Annotated in this window: 20 protein-coding genes; 12 read left to right on the top strand and 8 right to left on the bottom strand. The window is 53.7% G+C overall.

Going from position 1 to position 25,090, the window contains the following annotated elements; translation table 11 throughout:
- Window positions 1–58 precede the first annotated feature (58 nt).
- Window positions 59–1,381, top strand: a complete 1,323-nt coding sequence (locus tag EAV92_RS11225; protein ID WP_123041169.1) for an ABC transporter substrate-binding protein — start codon at window positions 59–61, stop codon at window positions 1,379–1,381.
- Window positions 1,382–1,525: 144 nt separating this feature from the next.
- The gene (locus EAV92_RS11220; RefSeq protein ID WP_123043690.1) at window positions 1,526–2,335 is read left to right on the top strand and encodes a divergent polysaccharide deacetylase family protein; all 810 of its coding nucleotides are present in this window, start codon (window positions 1,526–1,528) and stop codon (window positions 2,333–2,335) included.
- Here the strand turns inward: EAV92_RS11220 and EAV92_RS11215 are convergent.
- Window positions 2,314–3,027, bottom strand: a complete 714-nt coding sequence (locus EAV92_RS11215; protein WP_123041168.1) for an N-acetylmuramoyl-L-alanine amidase family protein — start codon at window positions 3,025–3,027, stop codon at window positions 2,314–2,316. The genes EAV92_RS11220 and EAV92_RS11215 overlap by 22 nt on opposite strands.
- A 124-nt stretch (window positions 3,028–3,151) precedes the next feature.
- Here EAV92_RS11215 and EAV92_RS11210 point away from each other — a divergent pair, with 124 nt between their 5' ends.
- On the top strand, window positions 3,152–3,394 hold the full coding sequence (locus tag EAV92_RS11210) for a YqzE family protein (protein WP_123041167.1): 243 nt from the start codon (window positions 3,152–3,154) through the stop codon (window positions 3,392–3,394).
- On the opposite strand, the gene EAV92_RS11205 is transcribed toward EAV92_RS11210, so the two are convergent.
- From EAV92_RS11205 to EAV92_RS11195, 3 genes are all read right to left on the bottom strand, one after another.
- Window positions 3,385–4,299, bottom strand: coding sequence for a hypothetical protein (locus tag EAV92_RS11205; protein WP_123041166.1), 915 nt, complete (start codon window positions 4,297–4,299; stop codon window positions 3,385–3,387). The genes EAV92_RS11210 and EAV92_RS11205 overlap by 10 nt on opposite strands.
- Window positions 4,300–4,466: 167 nt before the next feature.
- Complete coding sequence (locus EAV92_RS11200; RefSeq protein WP_123041165.1) at window positions 4,467–5,351, bottom strand: YqhG family protein; 885 nt, start codon at window positions 5,349–5,351, stop codon at window positions 4,467–4,469.
- On the bottom strand, window positions 5,348–7,039 hold the full coding sequence (locus EAV92_RS11195) for a DEAD/DEAH box helicase (RefSeq protein WP_241158554.1): 1,692 nt from the start codon (window positions 7,037–7,039) through the stop codon (window positions 5,348–5,350). Before EAV92_RS11195 ends, EAV92_RS11200 begins: the two co-directional genes overlap by 4 nt.
- Before the next feature lie 400 nt (window positions 7,040–7,439).
- On the opposite strand from EAV92_RS11195, the gene EAV92_RS11190 reads away from it, so the two are divergent.
- Window positions 7,440–10,034, top strand: a complete 2,595-nt coding sequence (locus tag EAV92_RS11190) for an adenosylcobalamin-dependent ribonucleoside-diphosphate reductase (RefSeq protein ID WP_123041164.1) — start codon at window positions 7,440–7,442, stop codon at window positions 10,032–10,034.
- Between the two features lie 179 nt (window positions 10,035–10,213).
- On the opposite strand, the gene EAV92_RS11185 is transcribed toward EAV92_RS11190, so the two are convergent.
- Entirely contained in the window at window positions 10,214–11,293 is a 1,080-nt protein-coding gene (locus EAV92_RS11185) for a GntR family transcriptional regulator (RefSeq protein ID WP_123041163.1), read from the bottom strand.
- Between the two features lie 190 nt (window positions 11,294–11,483).
- On the opposite strand from EAV92_RS11185, the gene EAV92_RS11180 reads away from it, so the two are divergent.
- The 6 genes from EAV92_RS11180 to EAV92_RS11155 all read left to right on the top strand — a co-directional run bounded on the left by EAV92_RS11180 (window position 11,484) and on the right by EAV92_RS11155 (window position 19,879).
- Complete coding sequence (locus EAV92_RS11180) at window positions 11,484–12,830, top strand: ABC transporter substrate-binding protein (RefSeq protein ID WP_123041162.1); 1,347 nt, start codon at window positions 11,484–11,486, stop codon at window positions 12,828–12,830.
- An 81-nt stretch (window positions 12,831–12,911) separates the two neighbouring features.
- The gene (locus EAV92_RS11175; RefSeq protein WP_123041161.1) at window positions 12,912–13,799 is read left to right on the top strand and encodes a carbohydrate ABC transporter permease; all 888 of its coding nucleotides are present in this window, start codon (window positions 12,912–12,914) and stop codon (window positions 13,797–13,799) included.
- An 18-nt stretch (window positions 13,800–13,817) separates the two neighbouring features.
- Entirely contained in the window at window positions 13,818–14,660 is an 843-nt protein-coding gene (locus tag EAV92_RS11170) for a carbohydrate ABC transporter permease (RefSeq protein ID WP_123041160.1), read from the top strand.
- A 19-nt stretch (window positions 14,661–14,679) separates the two neighbouring features.
- The gene (locus tag EAV92_RS11165) at window positions 14,680–16,881 is read left to right on the top strand and encodes a sialidase family protein (RefSeq protein ID WP_164472732.1); all 2,202 of its coding nucleotides are present in this window, start codon (window positions 14,680–14,682) and stop codon (window positions 16,879–16,881) included.
- A gap of 8 nt (window positions 16,882–16,889) precedes the next feature.
- Window positions 16,890–18,056 carry a sialidase family protein gene (locus EAV92_RS11160; protein ID WP_241158507.1) on the top strand — a complete coding sequence of 389 codons (1,167 nt, stop codon included), beginning with the start codon at window positions 16,890–16,892 and terminating at the stop codon, window positions 18,054–18,056.
- A gap of 74 nt (window positions 18,057–18,130) precedes the next feature.
- Entirely contained in the window at window positions 18,131–19,879 is a 1,749-nt protein-coding gene (locus EAV92_RS11155) for a glycoside hydrolase family 2 protein (RefSeq protein WP_123041158.1), read from the top strand.
- Between the two features lie 315 nt (window positions 19,880–20,194).
- Here EAV92_RS11155 and EAV92_RS11150 read toward each other — a convergent pair whose 3' ends face one another.
- Entirely contained in the window at window positions 20,195–20,587 is a 393-nt protein-coding gene (locus tag EAV92_RS11150) for a DUF1259 domain-containing protein (protein ID WP_123041157.1), read from the bottom strand.
- A gap of 33 nt (window positions 20,588–20,620) precedes the next feature.
- Window positions 20,621–21,580 carry a YncE family protein gene (locus tag EAV92_RS11145; RefSeq protein WP_164472731.1) on the bottom strand — a complete coding sequence of 320 codons (960 nt, stop codon included), beginning with the start codon at window positions 21,578–21,580 and terminating at the stop codon, window positions 20,621–20,623.
- 298 nt (window positions 21,581–21,878) lie between these two features.
- Between EAV92_RS11145 and EAV92_RS11140 the strand changes: the two genes are divergently transcribed.
- Window positions 21,879–23,222, top strand: coding sequence for a glycoside hydrolase family 140 protein (locus tag EAV92_RS11140; protein ID WP_123041155.1), 1,344 nt, complete (start codon window positions 21,879–21,881; stop codon window positions 23,220–23,222).
- Window positions 23,223–23,259: 37 nt separating this feature from the next.
- On the opposite strand, the gene EAV92_RS11135 is transcribed toward EAV92_RS11140, so the two are convergent.
- On the bottom strand, window positions 23,260–24,147 hold the full coding sequence (locus tag EAV92_RS11135; RefSeq protein WP_123041154.1) for a LysR family transcriptional regulator: 888 nt from the start codon (window positions 24,145–24,147) through the stop codon (window positions 23,260–23,262).
- Window positions 24,148–24,292: 145 nt separating this feature from the next.
- Between EAV92_RS11135 and EAV92_RS11130 the strand changes: the two genes are divergently transcribed.
- A complete protein-coding gene (locus EAV92_RS11130) occupies window positions 24,293–25,078 on the top strand; it encodes a 3-hydroxybutyrate dehydrogenase (RefSeq protein ID WP_123041153.1) in 786 nt (261 codons plus the stop codon).
- Window positions 25,079–25,090 lie beyond the last annotated feature (12 nt).

The raw sequence follows: 25,090 nt of genomic DNA, 5'->3' as shown, positions 1-25,090 counted from the left end.
AGCGGCTTTCAAACAGACCGTAAAGCTCGCCAAAACAAGCGTTGGGGGTATAAAGGGTATGAAGAAAAATTCGTTAGTCGCTCTCGTTCTCATGCTGGTCGTTTCGATCCTGGCCGCATGCGGCGGCAAAAACAACGACAACGAAGGGGCAGCTTCTCCTTCGGCTTCGGCACCGTCCGCATCCGCTTCGGCAAGCGCAGGCGAAAGCCCGGCTTCGGAAGTCGGCGGCAAAATCAAAGTATTGACCCACCGTACGGACTTGGTCAACGACGGCACGATGGATAGATACGTCGCGAAATTCAAGGAAAAATACCCGAACGCCGAAATCGAGTTCGAAGCTTTGACGAACTACGCGGCCGACATCAAAGTCCGTCTGACGACGGGCGAAGCGGGCGACGTCAACATGCTTGACGCGAGCCTGGGCAACAACGAGCTGTCCAAATACTACGAGCCGCTTCCGGACTCCATGTTCGACAACGTATACTTCCCGGACATGAAAGCCTTCGAAGGCAAGCGCTACGGTATCGCTACGGGCGTCAACACGCAAGGCATCGTGTACAACAAGCAAGCGTTCAAGAATGCCGGCATCGACAAAGCGCCGACGACGCTTGACGAACTGTATGCCGACGCTCAGAAACTGAAAGACGCCGGCATCATCCCGCTGTACATGAACTACGGCGCGCAATGGCCGATCGGCAACTGGGCGGAAGGCTCCGTTAAATACGTGGCCGGCGACATGAAGCTGTTCGACAAGTACGTGACCGACGACGCTCCGTTCCAAGTGGACGGCCCGTGGGGCAAGCTGATGAACATCGCCCGCACCTTCGTTCAGAAGGGCTGGGTCGAAAAAGACCTCGCGACGAACAACTGGGAAATGTCCAAAGGCGAAGTCGCATCCGGCAAAGCCGCCATGTACTTCCTGGGCAACTGGGTTATCCCGCAAGTCATCGGCGCAGGCGCGAAATCCGAAGACATCGGTTTCTTCCCGCTCCCTTACGACAACAGCGGCAAATACAACGCTCCGTTGGGCGGCGACTACTTCATCGGCGTCAACAAAGACAGCAAAAACAAAGAACTGGCCATGGCTTGGGTGAACTTCTTCGTCAAAGAATCCGGTTATGATACGGACTCCGGCTTCATGCCGATCGACAAAACGAAAACGCCGGAATCCCCGCAGCTGGCCGAATTCAAGAGCTACAACCCGACGCTGCTCGAAGAGCAAGCCACGGATCCGAAGTTCAACGATATCGCCAACAAAGCGGAAATCGACCTGTACGTCGGCAAGACGACGCAAAGCCTGATCGTCGCCAAAGACTTGAAAGCCGAGTACGACAAGCTGAACAAAAAATGGGCGGCTGCCCGCAAGGCTCTCGGATATTAATCCGTAAAGCCGGCAGCGGTAAACGAAACCGACCTCCCGGCCGTCACGGCCGGGAGGTTGGTTTTTGGCGCTTCATGGAAACAATAGGAGAGACGGGAACGTCGAGTTTGACATCACGGAAGGAGTCGTTGTCGTTTGCTCAAAATGTGTTCCATGATGCTCGCCGCTGCGCTTGGATCGGCCTTCGCCTTGGGGTCGGCCGCCGCGCATCCTCTTCCGCCGGCTTCGGATCTTCCGGGAGCGCCCGCTCCCCAGCGCCATATCGCTATCGTGATCGACGATTTCGGCAACGGGGGGAAGGGCACGGAGGAAATGCTGAACCTGCCGGTCAAATTCACGGCCGCGGTCATGCCGTTTCTTCCGTCCACGCACAAAGATGCGGAAATGGCTCACGCCATGGGTCATGATATTATCGTTCACCTGCCGATGGAGCCGATCCGCGGCAAAGCGAGCTGGCTCGGTCCGGGGGCGATCTTGACCAGCTTGCCGGATGATGAAATCCGGCGGCGGGTCGAGGCGGCGATCGCCGACGTGCCTTACGCCATCGGCATGAACAACCATATGGGATCCCGCGCCACCTCGGATGAACGGGTCATGCGGATCGTCCTGCAGGTATGCAAAGAGAAAGGTCTGTTCTTCCTGGACAGCCGCACGTCATGGAAAACGGTCGTTCCGAAGGTGGCACGGGAGCTTGGCGTACCTTTGCTGCAGAACGACGTTTTCCTGGATGACATCTATACCCGCCGCCATGTATCGCGCCAAATCGCGGTGCTCCGGCAGGAGCTCAAGAAACGGGATTCGTGCGTCGTGATCGGCCACGTCGGCGCTCCGGGGCTCATCACCTCAGGCGAACTCAAAAACGCCATTCCCGCCCTGCAGTCCGAAGCCAGCTTCGTCCGCCTGTCGGAATTGCTTCCCGCGGCCAGCCGGGCTCAGGGATCCAAGCAGCGGTAAGCCAGGATCGCCGCCGTCATCGCTTCGGCAATCCGGGTTTGGCCGCGCGGAGAGGTCAGCATCGCGCGATCGCCGGGATCGCTGAGGAATCCCGTTTCGACGATCACGCTGGGCACTTTCACCGTATTGAGCAGGTAGAAGCGTTTAGCGGGCTTGGTGCGGTTGCGCTTCCCCTGCTGACGGTTCAAGCTGTCCTGCAGGAAAAACGCCAGCAGCGCGCCTCGGCCGTCGTCCTTCCGATAGAGGACGATGGGACCGTTTCCGCCTCCCCGAGGAGACCAATTGGCATGGAGACTGACCAGCATGCGGGCATCGATCTCGTCGGAAAGGCCGCGGCGCTGGGATAAATCCTTGCGGTGGCGGGAGCGCGTCACGTGCCACCGATTCTCGTCGCTGAGCGCGTAATCGCCCGTCCGGTTAAGCACTGCGCGAACGCCCCGGCTTCTCAGCAGCAAATATAGCTTCCGGCCGATGGCCAGATTGATGTTGCTCTCCTTCACGTCGCCGAAGTGGGTGCCTCCGTCGATGCCGCCGTGGCCCGCATCGATGATGACGTCTGCAGACGGAATGGCCCGAAGGATGTCCGGCGGCACGGCATCGGCTGCGGTTTCCACCGGCCCCTGCGGCGCGGACCAGCCGGTTGAACCGGCCAGCACGGCGATAAGGAGCATAACGAGTAACGTGGGGCGCATCGTGAGTTCCTTCTTTCCTTCGAGGTCCTCTCCGTAGCGTGGCACCAAACGGTTCCCGTCATACGGCGTTTGAATCCCGGGGGAACGGGGCAAACTAGGGCCATAAGAGAAGGAGGCGGAACGCATGAGCGATGGCGCCGATTACCTGAAGTACGTGACCGAACGCGTCGTGAGTTATTGGGAAACGCCGAAAACTCCCGAGATCCGCCGGGAGCGCCGGCAGAAACGGGAGCCGTGGGTGAGCCGCTGGTTCGGCCAGCTGCTGCCGGTCGGGCTCGGCATTTGGTGGAACGGGCGCAAAGCAGCGCATTCCGGATCGGAAATGCAGGACATGCACAACCTCACCGAGCACGCGGACTACTCGTAGAAACGGCCGAATTGGAGCAAGGATGCCAGTGGGATATAACGGTTTCCTTGCATGTCGAGCGCAAGATCAAGCCGTCCGCCGGACCACGACTGGAACCCGATCACGGGCAAGGCGTAGAGAGCGGCGTCGCCATAAGGCTCGGACACATATCGGAGGTGCAGGCCGCCGCGGAGGCGGTTCTGCACCTCTTTGCCGTTGTCGGCGACGGCAAAAGGCGCTTTTCCGGTCAGCCAGGGCAGGGTTTCGTAAGCATCGAAAGATTCATTCGTCCAGACGTTCGCGATGCCGATTCCCAAACCTTCCGCTCCGGATAAGACCGCCGGATCGAGGGGACGGACCGAAGGCAATGCCTTCTCCCAGGCCGGGCGGTCGAAGGGCAGGATTTCGCCTGTTTTGGCGTCGAGCCAATACGTATCTTGGCCGATCGTCACTTCCCAAGATGAGGCGAAGGGATTGAAATAATGGCGGACCGCGGTATAGGGCTCGTCCTTCGAGGCGATGAGTCCATTTTCGGTCAAGGATTTCTCCAGAACGGCAGGGGAGAAAAGCGCGTCCTCTCCGGTGCCATACTCCCCAAGACGGAACGTGCCGTCGGCCGCGGCGTGAACGACCAGGTAGCCGACCGTTTTCCCGTCTTTCATCATGAAGGCCAGCCATCCGTGCGTACCCGGACCGAGCGCCTGAATATCCGGTACGGCGCCTTTCCATGCCGCAAAGGACTTCTGCGACGACAAGGCCGCCGCCCAAACCAGGACTTGCTGCTCCAGCTTGGAGGGAGGCGCAGCCGACGCTTCGGTCTCAGCGGACGAAGAGGCCGTCAGCAAAGGGATGGATGCGAACAGGAACAATAAAGTAACGATAAAGAAAATGCGATAAGGGGAACGTTTGGCAGCGGGATCCTTCATTCAAGTTCACCTGCTTGGGTTGAATTTGTCGTTCCTGGAGGTCGGACAGGTTCATTGTAAGGGACAAGCCCCGCCGAATACTGTTTCTTCCTGTCAGGGTTCGCCGCGGCTTCCGGTTCTGTTTTTGCCGGAATTTCGCGAACCGCCGGGATAGCGGGCGAAGGCCGTTAATGGATCCCCGGAAGATGGAAAATGCCGCAGTTTACGACCGACACTTCGACGCGCGGCCGGTACTGCCAGTCGATCTCTTCCTCCCGTTGCTTCAGCCGGGTTTGCAGAGCGGCGGTTTGCTCGGGATCCTCCAGGGCCCTGTCGAGCTGCGGCCCGTAATAGAGATTTATCCGATTTCGTTCTTCCTGACGCCGATTTTCCGCCTCCACCGCCCAGGAAAAATCCGCGGCTTTCAGCTTGCGTTCCAGCGCGTTCTCGAGTTGCGTCATCGCTTTGCGCAAAGACAAGCCGTTCTTAAGCAGATGGACGTTCGCGGGAAGCTTGGGCGTCAACCGGGTATCCTTCAGCCGGTCGAAAAACCGTTCGTCGATCACCCCGGTCGCCAGCGAAATGCCCCAGCCGTACAGCTCCTCCCGTTTCATGTCGCAGGCGAAGCCCGCTTTGAAATTCACGCCCAGCCAGGCGGTGTATGGCGCCGAGCCTAAGGGATCGCGCACGCCTCGCGGCGGCTCTTCGAACAAGGTGACGCAGCGCCCGGCTTGACGGACGGCGTCGAACAGTTGAGTCAGTCGGCGGGATCCGAAATAGACTTCTTCCCGCATCACCCGCCCGCCGTCCGTCGTCATCAACGAGGAGAGAACGGTGGAGGGTACGCCGGCAGCGGGAGGCGGGGATTTGCCGAACATCCAGGAATAGGTCATCGTCTCCGGGACGGTTCCCGTGTTGTCGATGAAACTCCAATAGAATGGCCGCCCCGTCAGCGCGCGGTCGGCTTCGGGGGACAGCTTCACGGTGACGTGGGAGGGGCTTTTCTCGATCACGTGGCAGCCCGTCGCTTCTATATAAGAAAGCACGAATTTCTGAACTTTTTTCGGATTCACGTCGCAGCCCCTTTCGTAGGTTGGGTCCGGGCTTCCAGCATCGAATCCCCGAGCCCGTCCAGCCGGCGCCGTAGATCTTCCCCGTCGGAGGACTCGAGCACCATTTTCGCGACTCTCTTCTCCCAGGACTCTTCCATCTCGAGCCGTTCGAGGATTTCGTCCAGCTCTCCGATGACCGATTCGAACATATTGATTTTCTCATGGAGCAGGTGTACGATATGTTCTTCGATCGTTCCGAGCGTGCACAAATTGTAGATTTTGACGTCCTCCGTCTGTCCCAGGCGGTGCACGCGCCCGATCCGCTGTTCGACGCGCATCGGGTTCCACGGAAGGTCGAAATTGATGATGTTATGGCAGAACTGAAGGTTGATTCCTTCGCCGCCGGCTTCGGTGGCGATCATGACCTGCGCGCGCCTGCGGAACAGGTCCATCATCCAGTCCTTGCGTCCGCGGTTCATGCCTCCGCGATAGGGGACGGCCTGGATGTCGTGTTCCTTGAGAAAGCGCAGCAGATAGTCTTGCGTTTGGCGGTACTCGGTGAAAATGATGGCTTTGTCGTCCATTTGCCGGATGAGCTCCATCGTTTTCTCCGCTTTGGTGTTCGCTTGGATGCCCCGGATCAGCTCGACGAGCTCCCAGATCCGGGCGCGGAGCGGAGAGCCTTCCGGCGTCTTCTTGAACAGGTTGACGAGCGTCAGGAACACGGCGTCGCGGCTCGAGCATACTTCGCGTTGAAGAGTGACGAGGGACAGCATGCTGGCGAGGTCGCCGTTCTCGGCGAAAGCATGGCGTTTGACATAGTCGGTTACGCCCTCGTACAGCGCCATTTCCTCCGGGGAGAGAGTCAGCGGCACGTTGGTGACGAACCGCTTGGTAAATTCCACCCCTCCGTCGCTGCGCCGGTTGCGGATCATGAGCTGGCCGAGGTTTTCCTGCAGCTTGTCCTCGTTTTTGGCGGCTCGGCGGCCTTTGACGAAATTGGAATTGAATTCTCCCTCTTCTCCGAGCTGTCCCGGCTTCAGCAGGGTAATGAGGTTATAAAGCTCGCTCATGTCGTTCTGAATGGGCGTGGCGGTCAGCAGCAGGCAATATTTTTTGCGGAGCTCGTTGACGAATTGGTAGTTGCTCGTTCGCCTGTTTTTCAATTTATGGGCCTCATCCACGATGAGAAGGTCGTATTCGTTATCCAGGAGGAGCTGACGGTTCGGCTCGCGTTTGGCCGTGTCCATCGAAGCGACGACGATGTCCGCCTGCCAGGAATGCAGCCTCTTCTGCGGGACGGCGGGCAGGTCGAACTTCTGGCCGAGCTCCCGCACCCATTGCAGCACGAGGGAAGCGGGCACCAGGATCAGCACTTTTTTCACGAGTCCCCGGACCCAATATTCTTTGAGGATCAAGCCGGCTTCGATCGTTTTGCCCAGGCCGACCTCGTCCGCGAGGATGGCGCGTCCGTGCATTTCGTGCAGCACCTTGCGGGCCGTCTCCACCTGGTGGGCCATCGGCTCGAAAGCGGGCAGCGCCCGCAGGCACTGCAGCTCGTGGAAATCGGTGACGAGAGAGGCCTCCTCCGCTTCCCAAGCGAGCTTGTACAAGGTCCAATCGTCCCACGGGCCGTTGCGCTCCGTCCGGCGTTCCAATTCTTCGAAGGCGGAGCGGTCGAACGAGAGCTCTACCAGCGGATGGATCATTCTCGCGGGCGGTTCGGCGGACGCCGGGACGGCGGCCGCGCTCGGGAAAGCGGGATCCGCGGGGGGCAGCGGGGCACCGTTCGGCATGCCGGCGGACTTCGATACGGGCGTGAGCAACGACATGTCCTCCTCGTCATAGGAAAGTTACCCCACTAGTATGAGCATCACGGGCGCATTCAAAACGTTCGCGAAAAAGAGAGCAAAAGGGAGAAAATAGGAGATCGTTCGCGCTTGGTTGACAAGGTTCGAGGAATTATGATTTTTGTCCTATGGCTTCACAATATGTGGTATAGTATAATGGCTTTCGTACACAATATGTTGTACAATTTACATACGACATATGAAAGTCTCGAATTCATGAAACATCAATCATATCAAGGTTTCGGGAGAGTGATCCGGGTTGAAGACGGTGCAATCGAAGCGTTTGGAAGGGTTAAGCGAGAAGATTTTTTTGGATCGTTACGCGTGGAAGAACGCGGACACCAGCGCAACGAAAGTAGGAGACGTCGTTCTCGTACTGACCAAGGACGATCCGAAGTTCCCGGCTAAGGATGTCGGCGAAGTCGTCAAGCGCGAAGGCCGCAACGTCACCGTGAAGCTTCGCAACGGCGACCTGGTGGAGTCCACGGTCGAGAAGCTCACGCTGACCATCGAGAAAACGCCGGAGCAAATGTGGGACCGCCTTGCGGGCGCCATGGCTTCCGTTGAAACCTCTCCCGAGAAACAGAAGGAATGGACCGATAAATTCCGCTGGGTGCTGGACGACTGGAAACTCGTTCCCGGCGGCCGGATCGCGGCAGGCGCAGGCGCAAGCGAAGAGTTGACGTTGTTCAACTGCTATGTGATTCCGTCTCCGCATGACAGCCGCGGCGGCATCATGGAAACCCTCTCGGAAATGACCGAAATCATGGCGCGCGGGGGCGGCGTCGGCATCAATCTGTCCTCGCTGCGTCCTCGCCGCTCCATCGTGCAAGGCGTGAACGGTTCTTCGAGCGGCTCGGTTTCCTGGGGCGGACTGTTCAGCTACACGACCGGCCTCATCGAGCAAGGCGGCAGCCGCCGCGGCGCGCTGATGCTCATGATCAACGACTGGCATCCGGACCTGATGGATTTCATCACGGTTAAGCAGACGGCGGGCATGGTGACGAACGCCAACTTGTCCGTATGCGTCAGCAACGGCTTCATGAAAGCCGTCAAGGAAGACCTCGAATGGGATCTCGTGTTCCCGGACACCAAGGATCCGGAATACAACGAAATCTGGGACGGCGACCTCGACAAGTGGAAGAAGACGGGCAAGAACGTCATCCACTACAAGACCGTCCGCGCCCGCGAAGTATGGCATACGATCATCGAGTCCGCCTGGAAATCGGCGGAGCCGGGCGTCGTGTTCATGGAATACTACAACCAAATGTCCAACAGCTGGTACTTCAACCCGATCATCTGCACGAATCCGTGCGGTGAGCAAGGCCTGCCGGCATGGGGCGTCTGCAACCTGTCCGCCATCAACCTGTCCAAGTTCTATGACGAAGAGAAACACGACGTCGCATGGGACGAGCTGGGCAAAACGGTGCGTTACTCCACGCGGTTCCTGGACAACGTCATCGACAAGACGCCGTACCATTTTCCGGAGAACGAAGCCAACCAGAAGAACGAGCGCCGCGTCGGCCTCGGCACGATGGGCCTGGCCGAGCTGATGATCCGTCTGGAAATCCGCTACGGCAGCGAAGACTCCCTGGAGTTCCTCGACAAGCTGTACGGCTTCATGGCACGCGAAGCGTACCTAGCTTCCACGGAAATCGCGGCCGAGAAAGGTTCCTTCCAAGCGTTCGACGCCGAGAAGTTCCTGCAATCCGGCTTCATGAAGAACATGGTCGAAGTGTATCCGGAAGTCGGCGAAGCCGTCAGCAAGCGCGGCATGCGCAACGTCACCGTCATCACCCAGGCGCCGACCGGCTCCACGGGTACGATGGTAGGCACGTCCACCGGTATCGAGCCGTACTTCGCCTTCGAATATTTCCGTCAAAGCCGTCTGGGCTTCGACAAGCAGCTCGTGCCGATCGCCCAGGAATGGCAGGACGCGCATCCGGGTGAAGAGCTGCCGGAATGGTTCGTCACTTCGATGAGCCTGTCCGCGATGGACCACATCCGCGTGCAAGGCGCCATCCAGCGCTGGGTCGACAGCTCAATCTCCAAGACGGCGAACGCGCCGGCCGACTTCACGGTCGAAGAGACGAAAGAGCTGTATGAGAAAGCATTCGAGCTCGGTTGCAAAGGCGTCACGATCTACCGCGACGGAAGCCGCGACGTTCAAGTCCTGAGCACGGCGAAGGAAGAGAAGAAAGAAGAGCCGGCAGCGGAAGCTGTTGCTCCTGCAGCTACGGCAGCAGCCGAAACGACCGCCGTCAGCGAGCTCAACACGGCGCTGAACGCGAAAGTCACGCCGGCACAAGTACAAGGTTTCGACCGTCAATACAAGTCCCGCCCGAAAGTGCTTCGCGGCGCGACCTACAAATACAACACGCCGTTCGGCATGGCCTACATCACGGTCAACGACATCGACGGCACGCCGGGTGAAATCTTCCTGAACGTCGGCAAAGCCGGCTCCGACGTGTTCGCGATGGCGGAAGCGCTTGGCCGCGTCTGCTCGCTGTTCCTCCGGTACGGCGACCACGGCAACAAAGTCGAGCTGCTCGTGAAGCACCTCAAAGGCATCGGCGGATCCGGCGCCGTCGGCTTCGGCCCGAACCGCGTCGAGTCGATCGCGGACGCCGTCGCACAAGCGCTCGAGACGCATGCCGGCGTCACCGCCGCCGAGCATTACGCCGTCACCGAGTCGCCGATCGCGGCGACCGTCGAAACGGCCGGCCCGGTGCACGGACATACGCATAAGCCATACCAGTCCAAAGATTTGTGTCCGTCCTGCGGCTCGGCTTCGCTGCTGAACGTGGAAGGTTGCAAGACCTGCGGAAACTGCGGATATAGCAAGTGCTCTTAAGATAGGAAAGACCCCCGTGAGGGGGTCTTTTTTTTTGTTTTTTGATTTTTTTTCGCGTATATCAGCTTATTGACATGCCCTACAGATAATCAAAGAAGATTGAATGAAGTGACCGCCGTTCTTCTCGAAAAGGGAGCGGCGGTCACTTATTTTATTAAAAGTTTTCTCCATGGAAAATATCATTCCGGCATCGGATATCTAACATTATCAACCAACCGTACAGGAATAGTGACCCGCTCAATGCTATAACTTTTCTCCATCTGATGGATGAGTATATCGACGGCTTTTTTCGCGATACTTTCCGTGTCCTGTTGTATAAACGGCACGAAAGGCAATTTCGGATCATCAAACGAAACAAGCCTGATCTTGTTCGGTACGGAGAGGCCCATTTCCTGCAATACACTGTAGGCAAGCATGGCTACTATCGTATCCACTGCTACTACTGCCTCGATTTCGGAGTGCGTCATGAAAAACTGTTTTAGCCGAGTGATCGTAACTTCATCGTTTCTTTGCCCGTTGCCTACGAAGAACCAGAACTTCTTATCGATAGGAAGATCCCGGTCCGTATACGCTTTTTCGAATCCCGCTATCCGTTCATGAGTATTGGAATTTGTGTCTTGCTGCGTTAAGAACGCAATGTTTCGGCATCCCGCATCCAGCAGATGTTGAAGCATTAAGACGGTGCCCCCGACATTTTCCGACGTGACGCTGCTGCTTGTGATGTTCGGCAAATATCGGTCCACGAGGACATGCGGAAACTTATCCAGCGATAAACGAAGGATTTCTTCATTGTAATTTTCATCGATTGCAGGAAAAATGATATACCCCCTGACACCGAACAGCCGGAACATCCGGATGGCTTCCACTTCTTTGTCCATCCTGTCATCCGTGACTCGGATGAGCGTTTGATACCCTCTACTATGAAGCAAAGTTTGGATGTAATAAAACAGTAAGCTTTCCACGGGCATATGAATCGAAGGGAAAATAATGCCCACGATCCCTTTAAGACCTGATTGCATGGAGTGGAGCAGATCCGTTCCGTTTCGACCGGCGACGAACGTTCCTTTGCCTTTAATCCGTATAACCATATTTTCGTCAGCTAATGCGGCGAGCGCCTGTTTAGTGGTGATTTGGCTCACCTTGAAGAAATGCGATAATTCCTTCTCCGAAGGAACGCGGTCACCGGGGCGAAGCTTCCCGGATAGGATTTGTTCCCGAAGTTGATTTTGAATCTGCTTGTACAGGGGCAGAGAACTCATCAAAAATCTCTCCTAATATATGTGCATTATTATACTAGCATTACAATATCACAACTCACGGCACTGTACTAATTAAAGCGATAATATCTTTACTTTTATATTAAGCTTAGTATGGAATGGTGTATTCGCCCCTCTTATACTGAAGTTGCAAGAAAGCGATTTCATTAATTAAACGGGAGGGTTCAGTATCATGAAAAAATTGAAACGGAGCGGTTGGGTTGCGGCACTGTGCACTTTGTTGCTGGTTGTTACAGCGTGCGGCGGCAAGACCGATTCATCCAGCTCCAATCCGGATGCGAAAGCTTCCAGCAGCGCAAGCGCAAGTGCGAGCGCGTCAAGCGATTCAGGGAACGCAGCTCCTCATGGAAAAGTTACTATTACGTTCTGGAACGGGTTTGGGGGCTCGGATCGCCCGGTACTGGAAGGGCTGGTGAAGAAATTCAATAGCTCGCAGGATCAGGTCGAAGTGAAAATGGAGATCATGGACTGGAGCGTATTGTATCAGAAGTTGACGACAGCATCTGCATCAGGCCAAGGTCCGGACTTTATTGCCTTCGGTCCTGAGAATATCGCCAAATATGCCGATCTTGGGGTGCTCGCTCCTGTCGACGACTTTTATTCGAACAATATGATCGATACTTCTCTGCTGCCGCAGGGTTACGACAAACTGATTCATTATAAAGGGCATTTTATCGGGATGCCGATGAATTATTTCGCCCATGCGCTTTACTTCAACAAGGATATGGCGAAACAAGCTGGGCTCGATCCGGAGAAACCGCCGACAACATGGGATGAGATGGCAGACTGGGCTGTGAAAATGACGAATCCGAAGAAAGGCCAATACGGCATGACTTTACCGGATGGATGGGTGTACATTCCGCAACTGATATGGGCAAATGGCGGCGACGTGATCGATTACGACACCAAAACCTCCATGATTAACAAACCTGAAGCTGTCGAAGCAGTTAAGTATTGGGCGGACCTTGTATTGAATCAGAAAGTCGCTCCAGCGCCGAATACCGACAATCTGAAAATGTTCGCCTCCGGCAAGCTAGGCATGATGTTCGACGGCCCTTGGATGTCGCCGCAATTCAAAGCAGCAAAGGTGGACTACGGAGTAGCACTGATGCCGGCGGGTCCTAAGAAGCAAGTGACTTTCGGTGCCGGTTTGTCGATGCACCTCACAAGCAAAGGCGCGAAAGACGAGAACGTTAAAAACGCTGTCTATAAATTTGCGCAATGGTGGTTCCAAAAGGATACCCAGAAGGAATGGGCGATTAAAATCGGATTCCCTCCGATTCGTACCGACCTTGCCGGGGATCCGGAGATTATTCAGTCTAATCCGGATTTGAAAGTGTTCATGGAATCCGCTCAAATCGGTCAGCCGTGGCTGATAGGCATCGTGAATTCTAATAAAATTACGTCTGACGTATTCCAAAAGTATTTCGATCAGATTCTGCTGAAAAAAGCCGACGTTCAGAGCACTTTGGATCAGGCATCGGCCGATCTCGACAAAATTTTGGCGACGGAACGATAATCGGTTCGCGGCAAAAAGGAAGGGGAGGTCCGAGGGCATACCCGGACTTCCAGCTTCCTTTGTCCGAGAAAGGAGACGCTTATGAAGTGGAAGGCATTGGCCTGGAATAAGTCGGCCGTCGGTTATTTGTTCATCTTGCCCAGTTTGGCCGTCATGACGATTTTCGTCATTGTCCCACTTTTGTTCTCACTGCTGTCGAGCCTATTTGACTTCGATATTATGCTGAAAAATTTCCGTTTTATCGGCTTAGGCAACTATGAAACCGTACTTCATGATGAGCGGTTTTGGAACAGCTTGAAAAATACGGTCTACTTCGTGTGCGGGAACGTCCCTTTGCAGATCATTCTCAGCATTCTGGTGGCCGTTGCGATCAATAAACGATCTCGTCTCAATATCGTTTTCCGAACCATTTACTTTCTTCCTGTCGTCTGCTCGATGACGATCGTGGCCATGGCACTGGCCATGATGTTCGACTTTAACATCGGTATCGTTCCATCGTTGCTGCGTGAATTGGGATTGCCGGTTGTCGACGTGTTCAACGATCCCACTTGGGCGATGCCGACCATCATCCTGATAAGTGTCTTTAAAGGCTTCGGTTTTACGATGGTGATACTGCTCGCTGCGCTGCAAGGAGTCCCCGAAAGTCTGTACGAAGCAGCGGAAATCGACGGGGCGGGAAGAAGCGCTACTTTCTTTCGTATTACGCTGCCCTCCATTGCACCCTCCATCGCTTTCGTTGTCATCACTTCGATCATCGGATCATTTCAGGTGTTCGACCAGGTATACGTTACAACGAAGGGCGGACCCATGTATAAGACGGAGACGATCGTGCAGTTGATTTATACGAAAGCATTTGTGACAAACGAAATGGGACCGGCCATCGCAAGCGCAATCTTGCTCTTCTTGATTATTCTCGTTGTCACGTTGGTAAGTCTGCGAGTTGGTCAGAAGTCCGAGGAAAATTTATAACGATGGGGGCACAAGGACTTGGAATCCACGATGAGAAGAAGACAAAGCGCTGATCCTGGCCGTTGGGTCGTATTGCTTCTCTTGACCATTCTTGCGCTGGCTACGATCTTCCCTTTCGTATGGATGGCGAGCACTTCGGTCAAGCCGATGGGGGATGTGCTTGGCGCACCGGAGCGGCTGCTGCCGTTAACCTATGACTTCAGCACGTATACGAAGATATGGTCAGAAGTTCCTTTCGCCAGGTATTTCGTAAACTCGCTGATATTCTCGAGCTCCGTGGTAGTTATCGCCCTTTTCCTGAACTCGCTCGCCGGATACGCGTTCGCCAGACTGCCGTTCAAGGGAAGGAATCTGCTATTTATCCTCATTCTGTGTACCATGATGATCCCGTTTCAGGTCATCATGACGCCGCTGTTCATCATTATCTATAAACTAGGCATGATCGACACCTATCAGGGGCTGATTATTCCCAAAGCAGCGGATGCCTTCGGCATCTTCATGATGCGTCAATTTTTCTTGACTCTCCCGAGAGACTTGGAGGAGTCTGGAAGAATCGACGGAGCGAACGAGTTCAGGATCTACTTCAGAATCATGCTTCCGCTCTGCAAACCTGCCTTTGTGACGCTCGGCGTATTTATCTTCATGGGCAATTGGAATGATCTGTTGTATCCTCTCTTGCTCACGAATTCAGAGCAATTCCGGCCAATCCAAGCGGCTATTGCTCTGTTCGCCGGTAAATATGGGACAGATTACAGCTTTGTCATGACGGGGTTGCTTCTGGCGTCCGTGCCAACGATTATCGCGTACATTTGCGCGCAACGCTTTTTCGTAAGCGGCATCGCCATGACGGGCATCAAGTAATAGCATCGGAGGGATGGGTTTGAGAGACGTTTGGTCCAGGGAAAAAGCATGGAAGTGGTATCGGGATCGAGGCTGGATCGTGGGATGTAATTTCATTCCCAGCAACTGTTCGGGCACCCTCGAGATTTGGCAGGCATACGATCACGATAAAGTCCGAAAAACGATGGAGAAAGAGTTGGCGCTTGCTGCCTACACCGGTATAACCAGCGTTCGCATGCTGCTTCCCTATGAGGTATGGAAATACGAGCACGACGGATTCATGCAGCGTTTCGATGCGTTTCTGGATCTGATCGATGCGTACGGCATCACATTAATGCCGATTTTCTTCGATGACTGCGGCAGAGGGCCGATCGAACGTGCATCCGATAAGCCGCGCTTCGGCAAGCAGCATGAGCCCGTACCTGGGCATCACGGAGGTTTTCCTTCGGGTCTACTCCAAGATTCTGCTGATTCGACCTACCACATGGCGGACAACCGGGACAATTGGCCTGAAATGGAGCGCTTTGTTAAAGAACTCGTGGGCAAATACCGTAGCGATACGCGCATTCTCGCTTGGGATATATGGAATGAACCCGGCAATTCCGGTTCCGGCGGCTATGGCAATGTGAACCGAAGCATGGACGCGATGGAGGCGGCTTTCGGCTGGGCTCGTGAAATGGAACCCGATCAGCCGTTGACAGCGGGTCCCTGGGACTTCTATCACGATTATTTTGATAGGTGCAAGCCGGGCGAACTTACACCGATCGAGCGCAAGGCGGTTGAATTATCCGATGTCGTTTCCTTCCACTTCTATGGTCCAATTGATCGTTCCGTTCAATTGATCGAAGCGTTCCAAGCGTATGAGCGACCTATATTCATCACCGAATGGCTGCACCGACCATTCCGAAACGATGTGAGTGACCACCTGCCGTTGTATCGCCTAAATGACATCGCTTGCTTCCATTGGGGACTGGTAAACGGTAAAACACAAACGCATGAACCTTGGGACTGGATAAAGGGCATGGATCTCGATTTTAGTCGCTGGCAGCACGATCTCTATCATCGAGACGGAAGCCCCTACGACGATGAGGAAATTAAGTTATTTCGTATGCTGACAGGCAAACACGTTACTCGGAATGGAGATGAGCGAATGAATTCAGCAGGGACTATTTCCGCCAAATGGGAAGAAACTGTCCTTATTCATGAACTGCCGGTTTACGAAGACATGGGGTTAGACGCACGCTATTTGCATCCCGGAAAATTTGGCTCGCAATACCCAAGGTTAGTAATTTTGCGGGATGGAACATGGCTCGCCGTATATACGATCTATGACAACAATGGGTATACGTACGAAGCTGATGGAGGCAATAAACTGGAATTTTCGGCAAGTCGGAACCAAGGGAAAACATGGGAGAAATTGTCCGTACTTAGCCATCCATCGCGGGACTTGGACAACGGGCAAATGATCGAGTTGGATAACGGAGACATTTTGCTTAGCTGCCGTTCCGTTCGCTGGCATGAATCCTATCAATTGCATGTTTACAAGAGTACGGATGGGGGCAGGACGTGGGCGTTTTGGTCGACGATCGACGAAATGAACGGTTCACCAGGAAGTCTCGGAAATCCGGACAAAGGCGTCTATGAACCCCATTTCTATCGTTTGGCCGACGGCCGTCTTTCGGTTATGTACGCCAACGAAAAACATGTCATTGAGCCGCCCTATTACAGTCAAATCATCTCCCAGAAAATATCCGATGATGACGGCAAAACGTGGGGAGACGAAATTTGGGTGGCTTGGGATCCGGCGAGTCCTCACCTTCGTCCCGGCATGCCTGTTTGGACGAGATTGAAGGACGGCAGGTATATCGTGGTGTTCGAAGTGGTCCATCTCGTCATGTATCAATGCGTGTCGGCGGCCATTTTTTATAAAATCTCAAAAGACGGCATTCATTGGGAAGCCGGGAACGGCTCTCCGATTCCGGAGCAGTGGGGAGGCCCCTATATTGAACAAATGCAAGAAGGCACTTTGATCGTGACATCGAACTCGGGCAAAATTTCGATTACCCGTGACGAAGGAAAATCGTGGCAGGTGGTTGAAACGCTTCCGTTTGCAAACCATCTGTGGCCCAGCATTTATTCGTTGGACAATAACCAGTTTGTCTTGCTGAATTCGGCGGCAAGACCGGGTCATGGCGAAGGGCATAACATTCAGATGTGCATCGGACAACTAGCAAAAGGATGAACAGCCAGATGACAAAAATGCGAATGGCGAGAAATCGAAGCATCTTTGCTTTTCTTCTGCTTGTCACGATTCTGGCTCTCCCTGCATGTACAAAATCCGATCAAGAGGTTCTACCATACGACGTTATCGTTCATGAGGAGAAGATGTTCGAAGATGCGGGTATGGATGCGAGAGGCATCTTCCCGGGGCAGTTCGGCGCTGAATACGGCAGAATGCTTCAGATAGGTAAAAAACGATTGCTGGCGGTATACACGATCTATGACAACAACGGATACACCAATGACGATCACGGAGGCACGAAGCTTCAACTATCCGAATCCCGGGATGACGGAAAAACGTGGAACGCCATTTCCACGGTAGCTGATCCTGGAAGGGATCTCGATAACGGTCAATTGATCGAGCTTCCAAATGGGGATCTTCTCATGGCATGCCGTTCCGTTCGATGGCAGGAGTCATATCGGCTGTATGTGTACAAAAGCACGGATAAAGGAGTGACCTGGTCCCGTCTCAGCACAATCGACGAAAATAACGGTGAGCCGGGAAGCCTGGGTTATCCGGATAAGGGTGTTTACGAACCTCACATGGGCTTTTTGAAGGATGGCAGGTTGGCCGTATTCTATGCCAATGAGAAGCATGTAACGGAGGAACCCTCCTACAGCCAGATCATCTCGGAAAAGATTTCCGAAGACAACGGGGCCACATGGGGTAAAGAGATTTTCGCGGCATGGGATCCGGACAATCCCGGCGCACGTCCTGGAATGCCGGTATGGACCCAAATGAATAACGGCCGGTACATCCTGACCTTTGAAGTATGCGGGACGGACAATTGCAACATCCATTACAAAGTATCCGAGGATGCGGTTGATTGGAATAGTGGGGTCGGCACTTTGATTCCGGATCAATTGGGCGGTCCTTTCATTACTTCCATGACGGACGGAACGCTGGTCGTCGTTTCCAACTCTTCACATCTTTCCGTAAGCAAGGATTACGGGCAGACGTGGCAAACAGCTTCGAAAGATCCGTGGCCCACATCGCTTTGGACCAGTGTTTACACATTCGGAAAAAATAAAATCGGTGTCATGAATTCCGTTGAACGAAGCGGCGGAGGGCACGATATCCGGATTTATTTTATGGAATTGCCGACTTCTTTTACAGATGATTCTTCAATAAATTAAACGCGACGGAAAAGGGAGCGCGCGATTGCTCCCTTTTTCAAATCATTTGCGAATGTGCAGGAGAGAAAATCAGAATGTATATCAAAGATTATCCCAGACCTCAATTTGTGCGTGATTCTTGGTTGCTTCTCAATGGAGAATGGAATTTCCGATTTGATGACGAAAATGTGGGCGAGCGGGAAAAATGGTTTGATGCCTTTGAAACAGATCAAAAAATAAAGGTGCCTTTTACCTATGAGACTCAGGCAAGCGGCATCGGCGAAGAATTGTTTCATCCTTATGTGTGGTATCAGCGAAATTTGGAAATTCCGAAGGAACAATCCAGCAAGAAGGCCATACTGCACTTTCAAGCGGTGGACTACACGGCCAAAGTTTGGGTGAACGGCAAGTACGTCGGCCAACATCAGGGCGGATATGCCGCATTCTCGTTCGATATTACTGGCTTCATCGATAACGCATCCGAGATCAATCTGGTCGTGAAAGCTGAAGACAGCCAGAACTGCGACCAGCCGCGGGGCAAGCAACGCTGGGTGAAGGATAACTTCGAATGCTTCTATGTCCAAACGACGGGAATCTGGCAAAGTGTGTGGATGGAGTTCGTTTCTCAAACGTACATTGGATCGGTAAAAATGACGCCTGACTTAGATCGTTATGCTGTGCAATTCGAATACGAAACGGTGGGGGAGTTACCGGCAGACGGACTTGAGCTCGAAACGCGGGTCTCTTTTAACGGAGAATTGATCAAACAATTCCGATTGAAGGTAGACCGCCCTTCGTTTCAGGTGGAAACAGAACTGATCCATGAAACAAACGGCCCATGGAAGATGCGTCCATGGACACCGCAGCATCCGAATCTTTACGACGTCGAGTTTATATTGTTCCTGAATGGTGAAGCGCTGGATGAAGTGCACTCGTATTTCGGCATGCGAAAAATATCAATCGAAAACGGCCAAGTGCTGCTGAACAATACGCCTATTTATCAAAGATTGATTCTGGATCAGGGTTATTGGCCAGAAAGCCATCTCACGCCTCCGTCGGAAGAAGCGATCATCCAAGATATCGATCTCATTTTAGCCATGGGTTACAACGGCGTGCGCAAACACATGAAAATCGAAGACGAACGTTTTCTATACTGGGCTGATGTTAAAGGTCTGTTGGTGTGGTCCGAGATGCCGGCAACCTATACATTCAACGATTCGGCAGTCGACAACTTTACCCGGGAATGGCTGGATATCGTTCGGCAGCATTATAATCATCCGAGTATTATTACATGGGTTCCCTTCAACGAATCATGGGGGATCGCGCAAATTCGAACGAATATTCGGCAGCAGAAGTTCACGGAAGGGATTTATCATTTGACGAAGTCTATTGACCCATTCCGTCCCGTTATCACGAATGACGGCTGGGAGCATACGATTTCCGATATTCTCACCCTACACGATTACGTGGAGAGCAGCGAAGAATTTTCTAAGCAGTACGCCGATAAACGGAAGATCGTTGACAATCAAATCGCCTTCAACAATTGGAAGTTTTCGCTTGCACAAGGTTACGAATATGCCGGACAGACAATCATTATCAGCGAGTTTGGCGGGATTGCGTTCCGGAGCGAAATAGGCTGGGGATACGGAAATCAAGTGGCGGACGAGGCTGCTTTTATCGAGCGTTTTCGGAAGATCCATGAAGCGATAAAAAACACGGACTATATCTGTGGTTATTGCTACACGCAACTTACGGATGTTCAACAAGAAGTGAATGGGCTGCTCACTGAAGACAGAAAGCCTAAAATTCCCTTGGCGCTCATCAAGGAAATCAATCTTGCCTAAATGGAAGAGGATAGCATAGCTCTCAATAAGCTTGACTTTGAAACAGAGGAGTAATGAATTTATCATAATTACAGTATGAGCAACCATTGCGGTTGCTCATTTTTTTTCCTTATTCCATTCTGCATTCCGTATATTTATACATTTAACCAGTTGCATTTTTTCTCATTAATTTAGAAAAATGAGCTGACAAAATAGCCAGTCCATAGTTACTTCTCAACAATTTTGAAAATGATGCTTGACTGCATAAGGGATTATGCATGAATTTTCTCACCAATTCTGACACCACACACTTTTTTTATATATAAAAAGAAACCCTCAATGAGTCGCATCCAACGCTCTCCTGATTTTTCTTGCAAAGACAAGTGGCCTCTCTACGGCTTCAACATTGATATAGATCAGGCGGGGTCGATCGAATAGCCACTCGTTATGGACGGACGATACTTTGATTCCTTGATTTCGAATGGCTTTTATAAATGGATTGACCTCTTTCTCTAAAAAAGCCGCTCTACCCAAACAAAGCGACTTGCCGGTTCTTTCATTGAGGGATTCGAACGAAAAAGAAGACGTGACTCGAAATCTCTTTCCTAATATGGTTGCTCTTATTCGATTCCGATTGATGGTCGAGACGCATTTTCCGCCGGCAAAGCCGGGTTCACCCCCGATCACCCTTGAGAACCGATCACAAAGCGAACCGCCGCTACTAGGCATCTATCTTTCCTCCCTTGTCTATGAACCGAGGGACTACCCCGCGATCACCGATATCGTGTTCTCGCCTTGGTTCGCCATGTAAACGCGATTGTTCTTTTCGTTGACGACACCCGACAATGTGCTCAGACCGACTCGGACGTTGGCAATGATCTTGTTGTTCGCTCCGTTGATGACGAATACTCTTTCTCGAGACGATTCCCCAATGGCGGTGGCGACGTAAATCCGATTCAGCTTTTGGTTCACGACTGCCAGCACCGGGGATTCACCGTTGACGACCGTGGCAATCAATTTGTTGTTGGCACCGCTGATGACGGCCACATTTTTGCTGCCTGTCGTATCATCCGGCGCATAGATCCGGTTTGTGATCGGGTTGATGGCCATGGTACCGACGGAGCCGACACCTGAGATGATCTTGATCAGTTTATTATTTCGCCCGTCGACGACTGCGACAGAGCCGGCATTCGTTGAAGTCGCGGCATAAATCCGGTCCGTACGTAAATTGATGGCAAGCGAAGAGGGTTTATTCCCGATTTTGATCGTCTTGACTACCTTATTCGAGCACCCGTCGATGACGGACATCGTATCTGCATCTGTATTCAAGACGTAGATGCGGTTAACGAAGGGATTGACACCGACCGTATTCGGTAATCCGGCAAGGACCTGCTTGCCGACTTTTATTGTCGCTGCGATTTTTTTGAGCTTGCCGTCAATGACGGTTACGGCGTTCTTCACGATGTTCAGCGAGTAGACCAGATTCGTACGCACATTAACCGCAATCGATGAAAAGGCACCCCCGACGTTGAACGTTTTGATGAGGGTATCCGTCCTGCCGTCGATAATGAACAAATTTCCCGCTGATCCCGCGACGTAAATCCGGTTCGTGCACGGGTTGACCGTAACCGTAGCCGCACCCTTCACGCCTTTGATGGTCGCGATGACTCGATTGGTGCCGCTGTTAATGACCGATACGGTGTTGCTCCGGTTGTTCGCCACATATAGCTTGTTTGTGCGCCGGTTTAACGCGATATCGTTCGGAGCCTCTCCTACTCGTATCGTCCTAATCACACTTATTGCAGGAATTGAAATTCCTCCTCGTGTCCAATGTACGGTTTCAATTTATTCAGGACCGATGCAATAAGTTTAGCTATATGTCTCACCCTGACAATTTTGTCGTTTTGTTTTGGGAGAAACGTCGTTGAATCCGTCACAAACGTCGGAAGAATGGAAATGGCTAGTCTCCGAAACGCGATGGTAATGTTAGAGGAGCATCAACACGAATGGAGGAGTGGGAATGGGAAAATCGATGAAGCGGCTCAGGGTCAGCGAAAACCGTCGTTTCCTGGTGCACGAAGACGGAATTCCTTTCTACTGGCTCGGCGATACCGCGTGGGAGCTTTTTCACAATCTGAACCGGGAGGAAATCCTGTACTATCTCGCCACCCGAGCTAAGCAAGGCTTCACGGTCGTACAGGCGGTTGCCTTGGCCGAGCTTGACGAGACGTACGGGAAGGGGAACGCCTACGGAAGGGAACCGCTCCAGCTCGCCGCGGATGGTGTTCCAGACCCGAAACGGCCGGACCTTAAGGGAGATTACTCGTACTGGGACCATGTTGACTATACGATAAGCAAAGCCAATGAGCTCGGACTCTATATTGCCTTACTGCCTGCTTGGGGGAACCGGATCCATCGCTGGCCGTGGGAGAAGGAGCCTGAAATCTTCACGGTGGAGAACGCGTACGTGTACGGCAAATGGCTTGGAAACCGATACAGGGACGTTCCGGGTCTTGTTTGGGTGCTCGGGGGAGACCGCCCGCTGCATACCCGCCGGCACTTCGAAATCGTTTGCGCCATGGCGGAGGGGCTGCGCGAAGGCGACGGCGGGAGCCACCTTATGACCTTCCATCCGACCGGCCCGGACAGCTCGGCCCGACAGCTGCACGATGAGCCTTGGCTTGACTTCAACATGGTGCAATCGGGCCATCTTCATGCCAAGCCGACGAACGACGAGCTTGTCGCCGCCTGCTATGCGATGTCGCCGGTCAAGCCCGTACTTGACGCAGAGCCGTGCTACGAGGACCTGCCGATTCGTTTCAAGGCGGAGAACGGTTATTTTGACGCGGTTCACGTGCGCCGTGCGGCGTATTATGCGCTGCTCTCCGGCGCCTTCGGACATACATACGGACACCATTCCGTCTGGTCGATGAACGACGGAGGCTTCGTCGGGGTTAATCCTGAGGAGCCGTTCTTCATTATGGGCTGGAAGGAGGCGCTGCGCCGACCGGGTGCGGAGCAAATGAGACACGTCAAGGCACTCATGCAGGCAAGGAGGTGGCTGGAGCTGCGCCCGGACTTGGCGCTCCTAGCCGGAAATCTCCCCGGCGAATGCCGACGCGTTGCGGCTCGCGGCGAACGGTTTGCGCTGGTCTTCTGCCCGAACGGCCTATACGCGGATGTCGTCATGGGGGTATTGGATGCTCCATTTGCGGAGGCGTCCTGGTTCAATACGAGCGATGGTGCATGGATACCGGCCGGCCGTTTTCCGAATGCCGAAGGGAAGCGGCGGTTCATCGCGCCCGCCAGTGGACGAGATCAGGATTGGATCTTGTGCCTGGATGCCGCAGAATCGCCGGAGTGATGCAGCAAGCGAGCACGAAGCTGCAGTTGACCGCTTCTCACGCCATCCCGGAAGCATCTTCCGCCTGACGCACGAATTCCTTGATCGCATAGGACACATATCTCTCTTTGTTCCAGATCAGCCGTAGATTCCAGGGAATCACGGGATCGGTCAAGGGAAGAAGCCGGACTTCGGGATTCACGACTTTGGCGCAAATGGCCTCCGGCAAAAAGGACACGCCCATGTTGGAAGCGACCATCTCGGCCAGCAGATCCCATTGGGCGCTCTCGAAGGCGATGGACGGGTCAAAACCGAGACGGTTGCTGGCCAGGACGACATGTTTTCGAACGGAGAAGCCTTGCGGAAACAAAATAAAAGGGTCATCCCGCAGCGAGGCCAAGGCCACCGACTCATCGCTTGCACAAGGATGCCGGCGGTTGAGGACGGCGAACAGCTTCTGTTCGAGGAAACGCACCGTACCCAGCTGTTCGTCTTCGACAGGAGCGACCACTACGCCCAGGTCGAGTTCCCCGATGCGTACGAGCTGCTCGACTTTTTGGGCGCCCTCTTCCACGATGCGGATCTCGATTTTGGGATACTTTTTTTTGAAAGGGGCCACGACCCGGGGGAAGAACACGGAACTGATCACCGGAGGAAGGCCGATGAGAAGGCTCCCGTTCTCCAGCGTGGAAATATCGTGAAGGCGGGCATGCAGGTCGTTGACGGATTCGACGATGGCACGGAATTGGCCAACGGCAGAGGCGCCGGAGTCGGTCAGCTTGAACGTTTTTCCGGAACGATCGAAAAGTGTGACGCCGAGTTCCGCTTCGATGTTTTTGATGATTTTGCTGAGGTTGGGCTGCGTCGTATTGAGCACCTCCGCCGCCTTGGTCATGTTCTTCTGTTTGGCGACCTCGAGTACATACGCCAAGTTCCGAAGCTCCATTATTCTCTCCCCCACGATAACGATTCGTTATGGCAACCATACGATATATGAATTTTACCTGGGAATTTCGACCCTGTAAAATGGAAAGTGTAAACGCTCTCAATGGAAATAACGAGGAATTCACTTCATATGGAGATGACAAGACATGTCTGTTCTTTTGGCCGGCAAAACCGCTTTCGTCACGGGAGCGGGCAGCGGAATCGGGTTGGAAATCGCGCGGAACTTCGCCGGAGAGGGAGCGATGGTCGCTTTGGCCGATCTGGACGGTGACAAAGCGATGGCTGCGGCAGCTTCCTTAAGGGCCGAAGGCTGCTGTGCGATGGGAATGCACTGCGACGTGACTAACGAGAAGCAGTATGCGGAAGCGCTGGAATCGTTTCGGAAAGCGAGCGGCAAGCTGGACATTTTGGTGAACAATGCAGGATTGCAATACGTCGCCCCGATCGAGGAGTTTCCGGTCGAACAGTTCGACCGGATGCTCAAGGTGATGTTGACGGGAGCCTTCATCGGCATCAAGTACGTTTTTCCGATGATGAAGGAGCGGCGTTACGGACGCATTCTCAATATCGCCTCCATTAACGGCCTCGTCGGATTTGCGGGCAAAGCGGCGTACAACAGCGCGAAGCACGGCTTGATCGGACTCACGAAGGTTGCGGCTTTGGAGGGGGCGGAGCACGGAATTACGGTAAACGCCTTGTGTCCGGGTTACGTCGATACGCCTCTGGTCCGCGGACAGCTTGAGGATTTGGCCCGGGTGCGGAAAGTGTCACTCGATCGCGTTCTAGAGGAAGTGATTTACCCGCTCGTCCCCCAGCGGCGGCTGCTGGACGCGAGCGAAATCGCGGACTATGCCGCATTGATCGCGAGCGATAAGCTCAAGGGCGTTACCGGTTCTTCCTTGTTGATAGACGGAGGGTATACCGCGCAATGAGGATACGAAAGG

This window comes from Cohnella candidum, from assembly GCF_003713065.1.
GTDB classification, from domain to species: domain Bacteria; phylum Bacillota; class Bacilli; order Paenibacillales; family Paenibacillaceae; genus Cohnella; species Cohnella candidum.
The sequence above is the reverse complement of the archived record's forward strand: the minus strand, read 5'-3'. Positions and strand labels throughout refer to the sequence as shown.

Coding starts and splice junctions, on each gene's coding strand:
- EAV92_RS11160 (WP_241158507.1), top strand. CDS start 16,890: ATGACAAAAATGCGAATGGCGAGAAATCGAAGCATCTTTGCTTTTCTT.
- EAV92_RS11220 (WP_123043690.1), top strand. CDS start 1,526: ATGTGTTCCATGATGCTCGCCGCTGCGCTTGGATCGGCCTTCGCCTTG.
- EAV92_RS11185 (WP_123041163.1), bottom strand. CDS start 11,293: ATGAGTTCTCTGCCCCTGTACAAGCAGATTCAAAATCAACTTCGGGAA.
- EAV92_RS11130 (WP_123041153.1), top strand. CDS start 24,293: ATGTCTGTTCTTTTGGCCGGCAAAACCGCTTTCGTCACGGGAGCGGGC.
- EAV92_RS11205 (WP_123041166.1), bottom strand. CDS start 4,299: ATGAAGGATCCCGCTGCCAAACGTTCCCCTTATCGCATTTTCTTTATC.
- EAV92_RS11225 (WP_123041169.1), top strand. CDS start 59: ATGAAGAAAAATTCGTTAGTCGCTCTCGTTCTCATGCTGGTCGTTTCG.
- EAV92_RS11135 (WP_123041154.1), bottom strand. CDS start 24,147: ATGGAGCTTCGGAACTTGGCGTATGTACTCGAGGTCGCCAAACAGAAG.
- EAV92_RS11175 (WP_123041161.1), top strand. CDS start 12,912: ATGAAGTGGAAGGCATTGGCCTGGAATAAGTCGGCCGTCGGTTATTTG.
- EAV92_RS11150 (WP_123041157.1), bottom strand. CDS start 20,587: ATGCCTAGTAGCGGCGGTTCGCTTTGTGATCGGTTCTCAAGGGTGATC.
- EAV92_RS11155 (WP_123041158.1), top strand. CDS start 18,131: ATGTATATCAAAGATTATCCCAGACCTCAATTTGTGCGTGATTCTTGG.
- EAV92_RS11195 (WP_241158554.1), bottom strand. CDS start 7,039: ATGATCCATCCGCTGGTAGAGCTCTCGTTCGACCGCTCCGCCTTCGAA.
- EAV92_RS11215 (WP_123041168.1), bottom strand. CDS start 3,027: ATGCGCCCCACGTTACTCGTTATGCTCCTTATCGCCGTGCTGGCCGGT.
- EAV92_RS11180 (WP_123041162.1), top strand. CDS start 11,484: ATGAAAAAATTGAAACGGAGCGGTTGGGTTGCGGCACTGTGCACTTTG.
- EAV92_RS11140 (WP_123041155.1), top strand. CDS start 21,879: ATGGGAAAATCGATGAAGCGGCTCAGGGTCAGCGAAAACCGTCGTTTC.
- EAV92_RS11210 (WP_123041167.1), top strand. CDS start 3,152: ATGAGCGATGGCGCCGATTACCTGAAGTACGTGACCGAACGCGTCGTG.